This window comes from Georgenia sp. Z2081 (assembly GCF_055326445.1).
In genome coordinates, this window is sequence record NZ_JBUZNK010000004.1 from 51,979 (window position 1) to 66,525 (window position 14,547).

14 protein-coding genes are annotated in these 14,547 nt (G+C 73.2%); 1 reads left to right on the forward strand and 13 read right to left on the reverse strand.

The window, feature by feature from the left end; all coding sequences use genetic code 11:
- Positions 1 to 78 precede the first annotated feature (78 nt).
- From ACZLKG_RS07300 to ACZLKG_RS07345, 10 genes are all read right to left on the reverse strand, one after another.
- On the reverse strand, positions 79 to 429 hold the full coding sequence (locus ACZLKG_RS07300; RefSeq protein WP_463648361.1) for an RNA polymerase-binding protein RbpA: 351 nt from the start codon (positions 427 to 429) through the stop codon (positions 79 to 81).
- A 1-nt stretch (position 430) separates the two neighbouring features.
- On the reverse strand, positions 431 to 676 hold the full coding sequence (gene secG, locus ACZLKG_RS07305) for a preprotein translocase subunit SecG (RefSeq protein ID WP_463648363.1): 246 nt from the start codon (positions 674 to 676) through the stop codon (positions 431 to 433).
- A gap of 153 nt (positions 677 to 829) precedes the next feature.
- The gene (gene tpiA / locus ACZLKG_RS07310; RefSeq protein WP_463648364.1) at positions 830 to 1,621 is read right to left on the reverse strand and encodes a triose-phosphate isomerase; all 792 of its coding nucleotides are present in this window, start codon (positions 1,619 to 1,621) and stop codon (positions 830 to 832) included.
- Positions 1,618 to 2,814: a phosphoglycerate kinase gene (locus ACZLKG_RS07315; protein ID WP_425709640.1), complete on the reverse strand. Its 1,197-nt coding sequence runs from the start codon at positions 2,812 to 2,814 to the stop codon at positions 1,618 to 1,620. Before ACZLKG_RS07315 ends, tpiA begins: the two co-directional genes overlap by 4 nt.
- 116 nt (positions 2,815 to 2,930) lie before the next feature.
- The gene (gap, locus tag ACZLKG_RS07320) at positions 2,931 to 3,938 is read right to left on the reverse strand and encodes a type I glyceraldehyde-3-phosphate dehydrogenase (protein ID WP_425709639.1); all 1,008 of its coding nucleotides are present in this window, start codon (positions 3,936 to 3,938) and stop codon (positions 2,931 to 2,933) included.
- A gap of 272 nt (positions 3,939 to 4,210) precedes the next feature.
- Positions 4,211 to 5,191 (reverse strand): DNA-binding protein WhiA, encoded by a 981-nt coding sequence (whiA, locus tag ACZLKG_RS07325; protein WP_425709638.1) that lies wholly within the window; start codon positions 5,189 to 5,191, stop codon positions 4,211 to 4,213.
- An 11-nt stretch (positions 5,192 to 5,202) separates the two neighbouring features.
- Positions 5,203 to 6,246: a gluconeogenesis factor YvcK family protein gene (locus ACZLKG_RS07330; RefSeq protein WP_425709637.1), complete on the reverse strand. Its 1,044-nt coding sequence runs from the start codon at positions 6,244 to 6,246 to the stop codon at positions 5,203 to 5,205.
- Positions 6,246 to 7,187, reverse strand: coding sequence for an RNase adapter RapZ (gene rapZ, locus ACZLKG_RS07335; RefSeq protein ID WP_425709636.1), 942 nt, complete (start codon positions 7,185 to 7,187; stop codon positions 6,246 to 6,248). Before rapZ ends, ACZLKG_RS07330 begins: the two co-directional genes overlap by 1 nt.
- Positions 7,188 to 7,206: 19 nt before the next feature.
- The gene (uvrC, locus tag ACZLKG_RS07340) at positions 7,207 to 9,399 is read right to left on the reverse strand and encodes an excinuclease ABC subunit UvrC (RefSeq protein ID WP_425709635.1); all 2,193 of its coding nucleotides are present in this window, start codon (positions 9,397 to 9,399) and stop codon (positions 7,207 to 7,209) included.
- A 119-nt stretch (positions 9,400 to 9,518) separates the two neighbouring features.
- Positions 9,519 to 10,004 (reverse strand): OsmC family protein, encoded by a 486-nt coding sequence (locus tag ACZLKG_RS07345; RefSeq protein WP_425709634.1) that lies wholly within the window; start codon positions 10,002 to 10,004, stop codon positions 9,519 to 9,521.
- 189 nt (positions 10,005 to 10,193) lie between these two features.
- Between ACZLKG_RS07345 and ACZLKG_RS07350 the strand changes: the two genes are divergently transcribed.
- Positions 10,194 to 10,751, forward strand: coding sequence for a T6SS immunity protein Tdi1 domain-containing protein (locus ACZLKG_RS07350; RefSeq protein ID WP_425709633.1), 558 nt, complete (start codon positions 10,194 to 10,196; stop codon positions 10,749 to 10,751).
- Between the two features lie 15 nt (positions 10,752 to 10,766).
- Here ACZLKG_RS07350 and ACZLKG_RS07355 read toward each other — a convergent pair whose 3' ends face one another.
- From ACZLKG_RS07355 to ACZLKG_RS07365, 3 genes are read right to left on the reverse strand one after another with little or no spacing between them, the layout of a single operon-like run.
- Positions 10,767 to 10,919 carry a hypothetical protein gene (locus ACZLKG_RS07355; RefSeq protein ID WP_463648365.1) on the reverse strand — a complete coding sequence of 51 codons (153 nt, stop codon included), beginning with the start codon at positions 10,917 to 10,919 and terminating at the stop codon, positions 10,767 to 10,769.
- Positions 10,916 to 11,290, reverse strand: a complete 375-nt coding sequence (locus ACZLKG_RS07360; RefSeq protein WP_425709632.1) for a hypothetical protein — start codon at positions 11,288 to 11,290, stop codon at positions 10,916 to 10,918. The genes ACZLKG_RS07355 and ACZLKG_RS07360 overlap by 4 nt, the downstream gene beginning before the upstream one ends.
- A 58-nt stretch (positions 11,291 to 11,348) precedes the next feature.
- Positions 11,349 to 14,546 carry a polymorphic toxin type 15 domain-containing protein gene (locus ACZLKG_RS07365; protein ID WP_463648366.1) on the reverse strand — a complete coding sequence of 1,066 codons (3,198 nt, stop codon included), beginning with the start codon at positions 14,544 to 14,546 and terminating at the stop codon, positions 11,349 to 11,351.
- Position 14,547: the final 1 nt, after the last annotated feature.

The following is a 14,547-nucleotide window of genomic DNA, read 5'->3' on the forward strand; positions in this document are numbered from 1 at the left end:
AGCAAAACCCCCTCGGCAAACCCCCACCTCCTCCTCCCCCCCCTCGGTCCGCGTCCGAGGTCGTGAGGGGGGTGGGTCTCAGGCGGTGCCGCGGCGGGCGCGCAGCGCGCTGAGGGCCTCGTCGAGGAGGGCCGCGCCGTCGACGTCGGACCGGCGCTCCTTCACGTAGGCGAGGTGCGTCTTGTAGGGCTCGTTGCGGGGGGCCTCGGGCGGGGCGTCCCGGTCCTGCCCGGCGGGCATGCCGCAGCGGGGGCAGTCCCAGTTATCGGGGGGCACGACCTCGCCGTCGACCGCGAAGCTGGGGTTCGACTCGTGGCCCTGGGCGCACCAGTACGAGACCTTGACCCGGGGGGCGAGCTCGCCGCGCTCCATCTCCCCCATCGGGCCCGCGCCCACGCGCGAGCCACGGATCGCGTTGCCCCCGGCCATGTCAGTCTCCGAACTTCATGATGAGGCCGAGCATGACCACGCACAGGCCCCAGGCGACCGAGGCCGCGACGGTCAGCCGGTTGAGGTTGCGTTCCGCCACGCCGGAGGAACCGACCGAGGAGGTGAGGCCGCCGCCGAACATGTCGGACAGGCCGCCGCCGCGCCCCTTGTGCATGAGCACGAAGAGGACGAGCACGATGCTGAGCAGCACGAGCAGCACGCTCAGGATCACCTTGAGCCAGATCACGGTGGGACAACTCCTCGGGAACGACGCGCGACGCCGGCGGGCGCCCCGACGATGATAAGCGATGACCCGCGGGCCGGGCGCACCTTGGACGAGCGACGGGGCACGGCCCGGGCTGCTCGCCCGCGCCGTGCCCCGTGCCCGGTGTCGGGTAGGTCAGCCGCCGACGTGCTGCTGGTAGCGCACGATCGCGGCGAACTCCTCCGCCTTGAGGCTGGCCCCGCCCACGAGCGCGCCGTCCACGTCGTCGCCCGCCATGATGGCGGCGATGTTGCCGGACTTGACCGAGCCGCCGTAGAGGACGCGGACGGAGTCCGCCAGCTCGGGCGAGTAGAGCTCCGCCAGGCGGGCGCGCACGGCGGCACACACCTCCTGCGCGTCCTCGGGCGTGGCGACCTCACCGGTGCCGATGGCCCACACGGGCTCGTAGGCGACGACGACGGATGCCGCCTGGTCGGCGTCCAGCGCCTCGAACGCGCCGGTGATCTGCGCGGTCACGTGCTCGACGTGCGTCCCGGCCCGGCGGACCTCGAGGCCCTCCCCGACGCAGATGATCGGGGTGATGCCCGCCCCGAGCGCGGCGGCGGCCTTGCGGCCCACGAGCGCGTCGTCCTCGGCGTGGTACTCGCGACGCTCGGAGTGCCCGACGACGACGTGGCTGACGCCGAGCTTGGCGAGCATCGCGGCGGAGATCTCGCCCGTGTAGGCACCCGAGGCGTGCTCCGAGACGTCCTGCGCGCCGTAGGCGATGTCGAGCTTGTCGCCGTCGACGAGGGTCTGCACCGAGCGAAGGTCGGTGAACGGCGGGACGACGACGACCTCGACCTGCTCGTGGTCGTGCTTGGCGTCGGTGAGGGTCCACGCGAGCTTCTGCACGAGGTGAGTGGCCTCGTGGTGGTCGAGGTTCATCTTCCAGTTGCCCGCCATGAGCGGGGTGCGAGCGTTCATGCGTTGTCCTCCAGGACGCTGAGACCGGGCAGCTCCTTGCCCTCGAGGAGCTCGAGGGAGGCGCCGCCACCGGTGGAGATGTGGGAGAAGGTGGACTCGTCGAACCCGAGGAGCCGCACGGCGGCGGCGGAGTCGCCGCCGCCGACGATGGTGTAGCCGTCGGCGTCGGACAGCGCCTGCGCGACCGCCTTGGTGCCGGCGGCGAACGGGGCCATCTCGAACACGCCCATCGGCCCGTTCCAGACGACGGTGCGGGCACCCGCGATGGCGGCGGCGTAGGCCGTGGAGGTCTCCGGGCCGATGTCGAGGCCCATCTGGTCGGCCGGGATCTGCTCGGCGGGAACCGTGGTGGCGGGCGCATCGGCGTCGAACGCCGGGGCGACGACGACGTCGGTGGGCAGGAGGATCTGGACCCCGCGCTCGGCCGCCCGGTCGAGGTAGCCGCGGACCGTGTCGAGCTGGTCCTCCTCGAGCAGCGACGTGCCGACCTCGTGGCCCTGGGCCGCCAGGAAGGTGAACGCCATGCCGCCGCCGACCAGCAGGGTGTCGGCCTTCTCGACGAGGTTGGCGATGACGCCGAGCTTGTCGGAGACCTTCGACCCGCCCAGGGCCACGGCGTAGGGCCGCTCGGGGTCGTTGGTCGCCCGGGACAGGGCCTCGACCTCGGCGAGGACGAGCTGACCCGCCGCCGCGGGCAGCACCTGCGCGATGTCGTAGACCGAGGCCTGCTTGCGGTGGACGACGCCGAATCCGTCGGAGACGAAGGCGTCGGCGAACCGGGCGAGGTCGGTCGCCATGGCCTGCCGCAGGGCGTCGTCCTTCGAGCTCTCGCGGGGATCGAAGCGGACGTTCTCCAGCAGCAGCACCTGGCCGTCGGTCAGCGCGTCGACGGCGGCCGCCGCGCCGTCGTCCACGACGTCGGGAGCCAGTGCCACGTCGTGGCCGAGCAGCTCGCCGAGCCGCGCGGCGACCGGGGCTAGGCTGAACTCCGGGTTCGGCTCACCCTTGGGTCGGCCGAGGTGCGCCATGACGACGACCCGCGCACCGGCGTCGACCAGGCGCGTGAGGGTGGGCAGTGCGGCGCGGATGCGCCCGTCGTCGGTGATGGTGGTGCCGTCCAGCGGGACGTTGAAGTCCGAACGGACCAGCACGCGGCGTCCGGCGAGGTCGCCGAGTGACTCGATCGTCTTCATGCGGTGCTCCTTGCTCGTCGAGGGGTGGTCGGGCCGGGCCCGCACAGGCCGCGACGCCCGCGCACGGCGCTGCTGCGCGGTGGGCGGACGTCGCGGTCAGGCGGTGACGGCGTCGGTCAGAGACGCGCGCCGATGTAGGCGGCCAGCGTGACGAGCGACGAGGAGTAGCCGAACTCGTTGTCGTACCAGGCGACGACCTTGACCTGGTCGTCGATCACCTTGGTCAGGCCCGCGTCGAAGATCGACGTGTGCGAGTTGCCCACGATGTCCTGCGAGACGATCGGGTCCTCGGTGTACTGGACGATGCCCTTGAGCTCCTCGGACTCCGCGGCGGCCTTCATGGCGGCGTTGACGGACTCGACCGTGACGGGCTTGCTGGCGGTGAACGTGAGGTCCGTCGCGGAGCCGGTCGGGGTCGGCACGCGGAGCGCGTAGCCGTCGAGCTTGCCCTTGAGCTGCGGGAGCACGAGCGAGACGGCCTTGGCGGCACCCGTCGAGGTCGGGATGATCGACAGGGCGGCGGCGCGGGCGCGACGCAGGTCCTTGTGCGGGCCGTCCTGGAGGTTCTGGTCGGCCGTGTAGGCGTGGATGGTGGTCATGAGGCCGCGCTCGATGCCGAACTCCGCGTCGAGGACCTTGGCCATCGGCGCGAGGCAGTTGGTCGTGCACGAGGCGTTGGAGACCACGTGGTGGTTCGCCGGGTCGTACTCGGTGTGGTTCACGCCGACGACGAACGTCGCGTCCTCGTTCTTGCCGGGGGCCGAGATGATGACCTTCTTCGCGCCGGCCTCGATGTGCGCCTTGGCCTTGGTCGCGTCGGTGAAGCGGCCCGTGGACTCGATGACGATGTCGGCGCCCAGCTCGCCCCAGGGCAGCTTGGTCGGGTCCGGCTCGGCCAGCGCGCGGAAGGTGACGTCGCCGACGCTGATGTTCTCGTCGTCGTGGGTCACCTCGTCGGCCAGCACGCCGAAGATCGAGTCGTACTTGAGCAGGTGCGCGAGGGTGCGGTTGTCCGTGAGGTCGTTGACGCCGACGATCTGCACGTCGGCGCCCGACGCCAGCAGCGCACGCGTGAAGTTGCGTCCGATACGGCCGAAGCCGTTGATGCCAACCTTGATGGTCACTGTGGTTCTCTCCTCCTCGGTGCACCGGTCGGGGCGCACGCATGTCGGTCGGGCCTGCGTGGGCGGCGCCCGCGACGGACCGTGGCCGTCGGCGTCATCCCCACGCCCCTGATCCTAGTCGGACGCGCGGACGGGCAGCAGCGGCGATCGTCCGTCGTCCGCCCACGGTGAACGGATGCGCACGGATGACCGCGTCGGCGACCCGTCGATGGGAGGAGGCCCACCCGCGGCCCGGCCGGTTCCGGCGGCACGGGCGGGCACGGACGGGCCGCTCAGGCGTCCTCGTCGTCGGGCGGGAGCACCGCCTGCGTGCTGGGCACGCCCAGCTCCTCGGCGCGACGGTCGGCCATGGCGAGCAGCCGCCGGATCCGGCCGGCGACGGCGTCCTTCGTCATCGGGGGGTCCGACATCACGCCGAGCTCCTCGAGGGAGGCCTGCCGGTTGGCCATGCGCAGCCGGCCCGCCTCGAGCAGGTGGTCCGGCACCTCGTCGCCGAGGATCTCGAAGGCCCGCTCCACGCGCGCGCCGGCGGCGACCGCGGCGCGTGCCGAGCGGCGCAGGTTGGCGTCGTCGAAGTTGGCCAGGCGGTTCGCGGTGCCGCGCACCTCGCGCCGGGTGCGGCGCTCCTCCCACGTGAGCACGGCGTCGTGGGCACCCATGCGGGTCAGGAGTGCCGAGATGCCGTCGCCGTCGCGCACGACGACCCGGTCCACGCCGCGCACCTCGCGGTTCTTTCCGGACACGCCGAGCCGCCGTGCGCAGCCCACGAGGGCGAGGGCGGCCTCGGGCCCCGGACAGGTGATCTCGAGCGAGGACGAGCGGCCGGGCTCGGTGAGCGACCCGTGGACGAGGAAGGCGCCCCGCCAGGCGGCGGTCGCCTCGGCGACCCCGGCCCCGACGACGGCGGTCGGCAGCCCGCGGACGGGCCGACCACGATTGTCCAGCAGGCCGGTCTGCCGGGCGAGCGCCTCGCCGTCCTTGACCACGCGCACGATGTAGCGGGTGGAGCGGCGCAGCCCGCCCGGGGAGACGACGAGGATGTCGCCGTGGAGCCCGAACAGCTCGTCGATCCCGGTGCGCAGGCGCCGGGCGACGATCGCGGTGTCGAGCTCGGCCTCGAGCACGATGCGACCGCTGACGATGTGCAGCCCTCCCGCGAACCGGAGGATGGTCGAGAGCTCTGCGCGCTTGGCCGAGGCCTTGGGGACGTCGACGCGGGCGAGCTCGTCCTTGACGGCCGCGGTGAGGGACATGACGCCCATCTTCACATCCCCCGCCCGTCGGTGCGTCCGGCGGTCTCGACGTCGCCCTCCGTGCGCTCCATCGCGTCGCGCAGGGCTGCGGCCAGGCGCAACGGGTCGTGGGTGGCGTCCGCGCCGGTCGCCCGCACCTGCCGGAGCAGGATCCGGGCGCCGAGCGCCGCGGCCGCCCGCTCGAGCTCGTCGAGGTCGTCGACGACCAGCGGGTCCGCGACGACGACGTCGAGCCGGAGGTCCGGCGCGTGGTCGTGCAGGGAGCGCAGGTGGTCGGAGACGGACATGCCCTCGGACTCAGAGTCGTCGTTGGAGAGGTTGAGGACGAGCGCGCGGTGCGCGTCGGTCGTGCACAGGGCGTCGACGAGCTCGGGCACGAGCAGGTGGGGCACGACGGACGTGTACCAGGAGCCCGGACCGAGGATCACCCAGTCGGCCTCCCGCACCGCCGAGACCCCCTCCGGTCGCGCGGGCGGGTCGCCCGGGAGCAGCCGCACCGATCGGACACGGCCCGAGACCTTCGCGACCCGGGACTGACCGCGCACGACCCGGACCTCGCCGGTGGCCGGGTCCACGACGTCGGCCTCGATGTCCAGCGGGACGGCGGACATCGGGACCACGCGACCGCGCACGCCGAGCAGGCTCGCCACCCACTCCAGGCCCTGGACCTCGTCGTCGAGGATCGACCACAGGGCGACGATGAGGATGTTGCCGACGCTGTGGTTGTCGAGCGGCCCGTCGGACCGAAGCCGGTGCTGCAGGACGTCCCGCCAGGTCTGGCCCCACTCGCCGTCGTCGCACAGGGCGGACAGCGCCATGCGCAGGTCGCCGGGCGGCAGCACGCCGAGCTCGCCGCGCAGCCGGCCAGACGACCCGCCGTCGTCGGCGACCGTGACGATCGCGGTGACGGCGGAGGTGAGGTGCCGGACCGCGGACAGGGTGGCCGCAAGGCCGTGGCCGCCGCCGAGGGCGACGACCTTCGCGCCCCGGGCGCCGGTCCCCCTGGGTTCCGGGAGGCCGGAGTACCCGGGCCGGCCGGGGGTGGGTACCGCCATCACTCGCGCCCCACGTCCCGGTGGAGGGTGCGCACCACCTGGCCCCGCGCGCGGAAGAGCTGCGCCATCCGCTCGGTGACCGCGACGGAGCGGTGCTTGCCGCCCGTGCAGCCCACGCCGATGGTGACGAACGGCTTGAGCTCGTCGAGGTAGCGGTCCAGCACGGGCGCGATCGTGTCGACGTAGCTCTCGACGAACTGCTCCGCGTCCGGCTGCGAGAGGACGTAGGAGGAGACCTTGTCGTCCTGCCCGGTGAGGTGGCGCAGCTCGGAGACCCAGTACGGGTTGGAGAGGAACCGGACGTCGACGACGTGGTCGGCGTCGAGCGGGAGGCCGTACTTGAAGCCGAACGACATGATGGACAGGCGGACCTGCCGGTCGACGGACTGCCCCACCTCCTCCCGGACGCGGCGCGCGAGGTCGTGCACGGACAGGCTCGTGGTCTCGATGATGACGTCGGCGCGGCTGCGCAGGTCGCGCAGCAGCGACCGCTCGGCGGTGATCCCGTCGAGGAGCCGGCCGTCGCCCTGGAGCGGGTGCGGCCGGCGCACGGACTCGTAGCGCCGGACGAGCTCGGCGTCGTCGGCGTCGAGGAACATGATGCGGTAGTCGACGCCGCGGTCGCGCATCTCGGCGAGCACGGCGACGAGCTCGGAGAAGAACGCCCCTGACCGCACGTCGACGACGGCGGCGAGCCGGCGCACGCCCGCGCCGGGGGTCAGCAGGCCGGCCAGGGCACCGAGCAGGCGCGGCGGCAGGTTGTCGACGACGTACCACGACAGGTCCTCCAGGGCCGCCGCGGCCCGGGAGCGGCCGGCACCCGACATCCCCGTGATGATGAGCAGCTCCGCCGGCTCCACGTCGGGGAGCGTCGCGGACTCGTCGAGCTCGGGGATGCCGTCGGGGACCGTCGGGGGGCGGGGATCGGCACCGTCAGTCATGGCCTCAGTGTGCCAGTGATCACGCCTGCTCGGTCCGCTCGCCCGTCCCCGTACCCGTCCCGGCGTCCTCCGTCCCCGTCCCGGCGTCCTCGGTCGCACCGGGCGGCGCCAGCGCCTCGAGGACGGCCCGGGCGGTGGCCGGTCCGATCCCCCTGACCTGCGCGATCTCCTCGACCTCCGCCACCCTCAGGCGCTTGACCGAGCCGAAGGTCTTGAGCAGGGCCTTCTGCCGGGCAGGGCCCAGGCCGGGGACGTCGTCGAGCACGGACCTCGTCTGCCGCTTGGAGCGGCGGGAGCGGTGGTGCGTGACGGCGAACCGGTGCGACTCGTCGCGCAGGTGCTGGAGGAGGTACAGCGCGGGCGAGGTGCGGGGCAGGATGACGGGGAACGGCTCGCCCGGCAGCCACACCTCCTCCAGGCGCTTGGCCAGGCCGACGACGGCGACGTCGTCCACCCCGAGGTCGACCATCGCGCGGTGGGCCGCGTTGACCTGCGGCTCGCCGCCGTCGACCACGACGAGCTGCGGCGGGTAGGCGAACCGGCGGGCGCGCCCGGTCGCGGGGTCGACGGGTCCGACGTCGAGCGGGATGCCGTCGTCGTCGATCTCGATCGGACCGGACGCACCGGGGTCCGCGCCCCCTGCGTCCGTGGGCCGGCCGTTCCCGTCGGCCGTCCGCTCGCGCTCGTCCCGCTGCTCCCGCTCGGCGAGGAGCCGGGCGAACCGCCGCCGCAGGACCTCGTCCATGGCCGCGGTGTCGTCCCGGGCGCCGGAGCCGTCCTCGCCCCGGACGACGAAGTGCCGGTAGTCGGACTTCTTGGGCATGCCGTCCTCGAAGACGACCATCGACCCGACCTGCTCGGTGCCCTGCGTGTGGGAGATGTCGTAGCACTCGATGCGCAGCGGGCTGGCGTCCAGGCCGAGGGCCTCCGTGAGCTCGGCCAGGGCGAGCGAACGCGTGGTGAGGTCGCCGGCGCGGCGGCTCTTGTGCAGCGTGAGGGCCTGCTCGGCGTTGGTGGTCACGGTGGCGAGGAGGGTCGCCTTGTCTCCGCGCTGCGGCACCCGGACCCGCACGCGGGCGCCGCGGCGCACGCCCAGCCAGGCCGTGATCTGCTCGGCGTCGGCGGGCTCGAGCGGGACGAGCACCTCCGCCGGCACGGCGGTCGTCGGCGTGTGCTCGACGTCGTCGGGGCTCGTCGCCCCGCCGTCCGAGGGCCGCCGGCGGGCCGTGCCGACGGACCGCGGGTCGCGCGGTGCGCGTCCGCCCGGGGCACCCGGGCCGTCGCCGTAGACCTGACCGAGCAGCTGCGTGAGCAGGCCCGCGTCGTCGATGTCCTCGACCCGGTCCACCACCCAGCCGCGCTGACCGCGGATGCGCCCGCCCCGCACGTGGAAGACCTGGACGGCGGCCTGGAGCTCGTCGGAGGCCAGGCCGAAGACGTCGGCGTCGGTGCCGTCGGGCAGGACGACGGCGTTCTGCTCGACGACCCGCCGCAGGGCGGCGGCGTCGTCGCGCAGCCGTGCCGCGCGCTCGAAGTCCTGGTCCGCGGCCGCGGCGCGCATGTCCCGCTCGACCTCGCGCAGGTAGGGCCCCGTGCGGCCCGCGAGGAACTCGCACATCTCCTCGGCGATCTCGCGGTGCTCGTCCGGGCTCACACGCCCCACGCAGGGGGCCGAGCACCGGTCGATGTAGCCGAGCAGGCACGGACGACCCGAGGAGGCGGCCTGCCGGTAGACGCCCGGCGAGCAGGTACGGACCGGGAAGACCCGCAGGAGCTGGTCGAGCGTGTCCCGGATCGCCCACGCGTGCGTGTACGGGCCGAAGTACCGCGTGCCCTTGCGCTTGGTGCCGCGGAGCACCTGCGCCCGCGGGATCTCCTCCCCCATCGTCACCGCGAGGTACGGGTAGGACTTGTCGTCGCGGTACTTGACGTTGAACCGGGGGTCGAACTCCTTGATCCACGCGTACTCGAGCGTGAGCGCCTCGACCTCGGTGCCCACGACCGTCCACTCGACCCGCGAGGCGGTCGTCACCATCTGGCGCGTGCGCGGGTGCAGGACGGCGAGGTCCTGGAAGTAGCTCGTCAGGCGCTGCCGCAGCGACTTGGCCTTGCCGACGTAGACGACCCGGTGGTCGTCGTCGAGGAACCGGTAGACGCCCGGGTCGGTGGGGATCTCGCCCGTGGCGGGGCGGTAGACGGACGGGTCGGCCATGGCTCGAGCCTACGTCCGCGTGCCGACGGTCGGGCCGGGCGGCGGTCCGACCGCCGGTGGCGCGACCGGGCGGAGATGGGCGGCGGTACGGCGGCCGGCGCTCGGCCCGTGCGCGGGGCTCAGTCCGTGGGCGCGGACGGGCGCACCTCGATGGGCTCGACCCGCACCGGGACACCGAGCGATCGGGCCAGGTGGTTGTGGTCCCGCGCCGAGGCGTGCAGCCGTGCCGCCGTCTCCTCCCCCACGTGCCCGGAGTAGGTGACCCGCGGCCGCAGGACGATCTCGGTGAACGGGCCCGAGCCCCCGCCCTCGATCCGCTGCGTGGCGGTCGCCTGGTCCAGGTACCCGGTGACGACGACGTCCTCCTTGGCGGCGGTGCGCAGGAACCACAGCATCTGCGCCTGCGACACGGCGCCGAGGAAGAGCTCCTCCGCCTTGTGGCGCGAGACGTCGGTGCGGACACGCAGGTCCGAGCTGGCGAGCAGCGTCGGCTTGCCGTCCACGCGTACCTCGTGGTCGCGCGAGTAGGAGGCGTAGCTCGCGGTGCCGCTCTCGTCGGCACCCGTCCAGTCCACGGTGACGTCGAAGGTCTGCAGTGCGCCCATGCGGAGAGTCTAGGCGGAGGTGGAGCCGGTCACGAGGAGGACGCTCCACCGTCTCCCGGCGGGGCCTCCGTTCGCTCCGGCAACGAGGTCGCCGGGACGGACCTGCACGCCCGCGACCGTCGGACCGTCCGGTGTGGAAGAGTTTCCGTGACGGGCCCGCGGTGGGGCCGGCCACGAAGGGGACCTGGGATGACGACGTTCGAGAGCTTCGACGCCGTGGCGCCGATCGCGCCCGGGACGATCGAGAGGTGGCGCGACCGGGCGCCGGGCGGCCTCGTCGAGGTGTGGGAGGCGCAGGGCAGCGGGCTCGTCGGCGACGGGTACGTGCGCGTCGTCGACCCCGACCGGGCGCACCAGATGCTCGACGGCGTACTGACGATGCCGCCCACCGCCGTCCCCGTGCTGACGACCGCGCTCGCCGACCTCGTCATGTACATCGCACCCGTGTTCCACGTCGCACGGTTCCGGCGCGGGACGATCGACCAGCTCGCGTTCGAGTCGGACCAGCTCTACGCGGACCTGACCGACGACCAGTTCCTCGACGGTGTCCTCGAGCGGCAGCCCTACCCGGCCGCCGCCGACCGCCTCGGCGTCCCCGGCATCGACGAGTGCTTCTTCTACGCCCCGCTGCTGACGATCGGCGGCCCCGAGGTCGAGGCCAACCTCCATCGGGGCGGTCTGTGGGAGAACCTCTCCCTCACCGTCCAGATGTCGGGTCTCCCTCAGCCTCGAGGCGCGCGCGGCTGACCGCCTGCCACCCGATCACCGGACCGCTGCATACTCCTCGAGCCGGCGGGTGGGCCGGCGTCTGTCGACCGTGCCCCGCGAGTGGTCGAGCAGCGTGTGGTCCCGCGCGGTGCAGGGCCCGTCCAGGACGAGACCGTCCGGGTCGAGGGTCCGGAAGCGCGGGCTCACGATCCGACCGAGCTGAAGCCCGTGTCGACGAACGGCCTGAGGAGCACCTCGCGGTGCTCGGGGGCGAGATCGTCCCCGCGGGCGACGGCGACCGCCGCCGACTCGACGCGGTCGCGCAGCTGGCGCCTCCGACGGCCGGAGAGATCGTCGTCCGAGAGTCCGACCTCGTCGATGGCCTCGAGCGCCGCGCTGCTCACCGCGCCACGCACGGCTGCGGGCAGCCCGCCGACGATCGCCTTGACGGCCGCAGGACGCTCCTGGACCGTCGAGTCGCCCGCCATGAGATCGACCCAGGTCGCGCGAGGTGTCGCGACCACCTCGTCGAGGAACGCCTGGACCTCGTCGTGGTGCTCGCCGAACTTCTGCGTCATCCCGCTCCCCTGCCGTCGTGCTCGAAGCCGTGGCCCGTGCCCGGCCGGACCGTCCGTGTCACGGTACGTCGACCGTGTGGTCGACGGTGAACCTCGGGTTCAACCGGACGTCGCCCAGGAGCTCGTCCGGGATCCCGCTCCGTTCGATGATGGCGTCCATCTGCGCGCGGAGGTCTGCCGCCCGACCGCTCTCGCCGCCCCACTGGGAGCCGAGCGAGGAGTTCACACCCGCGTCCCCCATCCCGGTGAAGTTGTTCGGGTTGCCGCCGGCCACCTGGTCGGGGCCGTGCAGCACCGCCTGGTCGGACATCTCCCGGTCGGCCTGGGCACGTGCCTGCTCAGGAGACAGCCCCTGTTCCTCGAGCACGTCGGCGCGCTGCTGGACCTGGTTCTCGCGATAGCTCGCCTGGTCCGCCTCGCCGGTACGTCCCCGATCGCTGTAGCCGGTCGTGTGGTCGTCCCAGTCCTGGCCGCTCTGCTGCGCAAGGCTCTGTTGTTGGAGCTCGACCTGACGATCGAACTCCGCGCCGCTGTGGTCGACGTTCGAGTGGGTGAACTCGATGTCGACCTGCTCACCGAAGCGCAGCACCCCGTCGTCGTTGATGATCGAGCCGTCGTCGACGAAGGGCTGGAGCTCGGGTGGAACGACGTCCGGGGCCTGCAGCCGACCGCTGTCGGTGAGTCCGGAGGGGGACTCGACGTCCGGGTCGACCGTGCCGACGTAGCCGTTGTCGTCCGGACGGGCGTCGTGGTGCGGGTGGCGCGGGTCCGCGACGTCATCGCCCCATCGGTCGCCCGAGGTCGGCAGCGGGTCGTCGACGTCCGGGGTGTCCGGTGCGTCGGGTGCGTCCGGTGCGTCGCTCTCCGGCGCGTCGGGCCGTGCGCCGCCCCCGGGGTTCTCGAGCACCCACTCGTCGTTATCCGGGTCCCACTTCATGTGGGTGTTCCGACCGTCCGGGCCGTCCGGCCGCAGCGGCTCGCCCGTGCGATGGTCGACCGGCTGGCCGTCCTGGTTGCGCGGCGCGTTGTCGAGCGCGTCGGCCACGTCCTGGTCCGAGTAGCTGCCGGGAGCGTCGTCGTGACTCTGCGGCACCGTGTCGCGCGGCGACTCGTCCGGGTCCCACTGGTTGCCCGGGCCCTCGGGCTCCGAGTCGGGCCGGGGCGTCGGCGTGTCCGCACCCTCGGACTCCGGGCGCGCAGCAGGCGTCTCGGGCTCCCCCGCGTCGTTCCGGCCCGACGGCGTGTCCGCACCCTCGGACTCCGGGCGCGCAGCAGGCGTCTCGGGCTCCCCCGCGTCGTTCCGGCCCGACGGCGTGTCCGCCCCCTCGGACTCCGGGCGTGCAGCACGCGTCTCGGAGTCGGGCCGCGCACCGGGGGTGTCCGGCGACTGGGAGTCCGGACGCACACCCGGCGTGCTGGACGAGCCAGGACCGTTCGACGAGCCGGGCGTGCTCGGTGAGCTGGGGCTGCTAGGCGACGCCGGCGCGTTCGGGGCCGCTGCCGCCGGCGTCCGGCCACCGGGCGATGTCCCCGGGGAGCTCGGGGCGTTGTTGGACGAGCCCGGACCGCCCGACGTTCCGGGGCTGCTCGGCGCCGTCGAGGATCCTGGTGCGGCAGAGCTCGCCGGTCGGGGTCCGGCCGACGAACCGGAGGCGGGCCCCGACCCGGACGGCTGCCCGGATCCACCGCCGGACGAGCTGGACGGGTTGTTGGCGACGACCGGGCCGTCCGGCTGCGGAGCCGCGCGCGGCGCCGGACTCGGCGCCGCAGAGCCGGATGCGTCGGGCGCAGCCGCTGCCGGGGCGGCGGGGCGCGCGTCGGGCAGTGTGGGAGCGGCGGAGTCCACGTTCACGGCACCTGGTCGTGCTGCAGGCGCGGCTGGGCCGGCTCCGCCCGACGAGGCCGGCGCAGCGTCCGACGGGCCCGACGGCGAGGAGGACTGGTTCGGAGCGGGCGAGCTCGAGCCAGGTGTGCTCGACCCCGGAGAGTCCACGCCAGGGCTGTTCGAGCCAGGGGTGTTCGACCCAGGGCTGTTCGAGCCAGGGGTGTTCGACCCAGGCGTGTTCGGACCGGGCGAGTTCGACCCGGGCGTATCCGCACCGGGGCTGTTCGAGCCGGGCGTGTTCGACCCGGGCGAGTTCGACCCAGGAGTGTTCGACCCAGGAGTGTTCGACCCGGGCGAGTTCGACCCAGGAGTATCCGCACCGGGGCTGTTCGAGCCGGGCGTGTTCGACCCGGGCGAGTTCGACCCGGGCGTGTTCGACCCAGGCGTGTTCGACCCAGGAGTGTTCGACCCAGGCGTGTTCGACCCAGGCGTGTTCGAGCCCGGCGTGTTCGACCCAGGAGTGTTCGCCCCAGGAGTGTTCGACCCAGGAGTGTTCGACCCAGGAGTGTTCGACCCAGGAGTGTTGTGGGACGCCGGCACCGGGTCGCCCGCCTCGCCCGGCGGGCGCGGGCGCGGCATGCCCGGCGTCAGCTCGTCCCAGCCCGGCCGGGCCGGGATGACGGAGCCGGGGTTGGTGAGGATGCGCGGGAGGCGCTTCATGATCCGGTCGAGCCGGTCGAGCAAGCCGCGCAGCGCGCTCACCGACTGGATGACGCCGTCGATCTTGCGCTGGAGACGCGCGGCCGCGCTCGAGACCTTCATGACGAGCCCGCGGATCGCCTCGGGGATCAGCGGCGGAACGAGAGCCTTGAGGCCGGCACTGACGATCGCGCCGACGATCTCCGCGATCGCGTCCCGCACGATGTCGTGCACGGCCTGGACGATCATGGCCGCGCCCTGAAGGGCCAGGGCGGCGGAACCCGCGCCCTCGGCGCAGGACCCGAGCGCGTCGATGTTGCGCTGCTGCACGCCGCGGTACGTGGTGATCGCACCGGCGGACATCCAGCCCATCTGGCCGTCGAGATGCCCCTGCAGGGCCGACTGCGACTCGATCAGCTGATCCTGGACGTTCGTCCAGGTGGTGGCGAAGGCGGTGACGGCATCGGCGTCGCCGGTGAGGTCGTCGAGCCATCCCTTGAGCGGCTGGAAGTGCTCCATGAGCCAGCCGACGCCCATCGAGATGATCGCGCCGAAAGGGTCGACGAACATCGTGAAGTCGAGGACCGCAGTCAGCCCGGAGACCGACGCGGCCACCCAGTCCTCGTTCTGCATGCCCGTGACCACGCCTTCGAGCCCCTCGAGCATGAAGGTGCCCTGGAGCGCGGTCGAGGAGTCCTCGACGGGCGCGACGAGCGGGTTCGGTGCGGACACG

Bases quoted from the DNA above. Each gene is read 5' to 3' on its own strand.
- ACZLKG_RS07300 (WP_463648361.1), bottom strand. From the start codon at position 429: ATGGCCGGGGGCAACGCGATCCGTGGCTCGCGCGTGGGCGCGGGCCCG.
- tpiA (WP_463648364.1), bottom strand. From the start codon at position 1,621: ATGAACGCTCGCACCCCGCTCATGGCGGGCAACTGGAAGATGAACCTC.
- ACZLKG_RS07315 (WP_425709640.1), bottom strand. From the start codon at position 2,814: ATGAAGACGATCGAGTCACTCGGCGACCTCGCCGGACGCCGCGTGCTG.
- whiA (WP_425709638.1), bottom strand. From the start codon at position 5,191: ATGTCCCTCACCGCGGCCGTCAAGGACGAGCTCGCCCGCGTCGACGTC.
- ACZLKG_RS07330 (WP_425709637.1), bottom strand. From the start codon at position 6,246: ATGGCGGTACCCACCCCCGGCCGGCCCGGGTACTCCGGCCTCCCGGAA.
- rapZ (WP_425709636.1), bottom strand. From the start codon at position 7,187: ATGACTGACGGTGCCGATCCCCGCCCCCCGACGGTCCCCGACGGCATC.
- uvrC (WP_425709635.1), bottom strand. From the start codon at position 9,399: ATGGCCGACCCGTCCGTCTACCGCCCCGCCACGGGCGAGATCCCCACC.
- ACZLKG_RS07345 (WP_425709634.1), bottom strand. From the start codon at position 10,004: ATGGGCGCACTGCAGACCTTCGACGTCACCGTGGACTGGACGGGTGCC.
- ACZLKG_RS07350 (WP_425709633.1), top strand. From the start codon at position 10,194: ATGACGACGTTCGAGAGCTTCGACGCCGTGGCGCCGATCGCGCCCGGG.
- ACZLKG_RS07360 (WP_425709632.1), bottom strand. From the start codon at position 11,290: ATGACGCAGAAGTTCGGCGAGCACCACGACGAGGTCCAGGCGTTCCTC.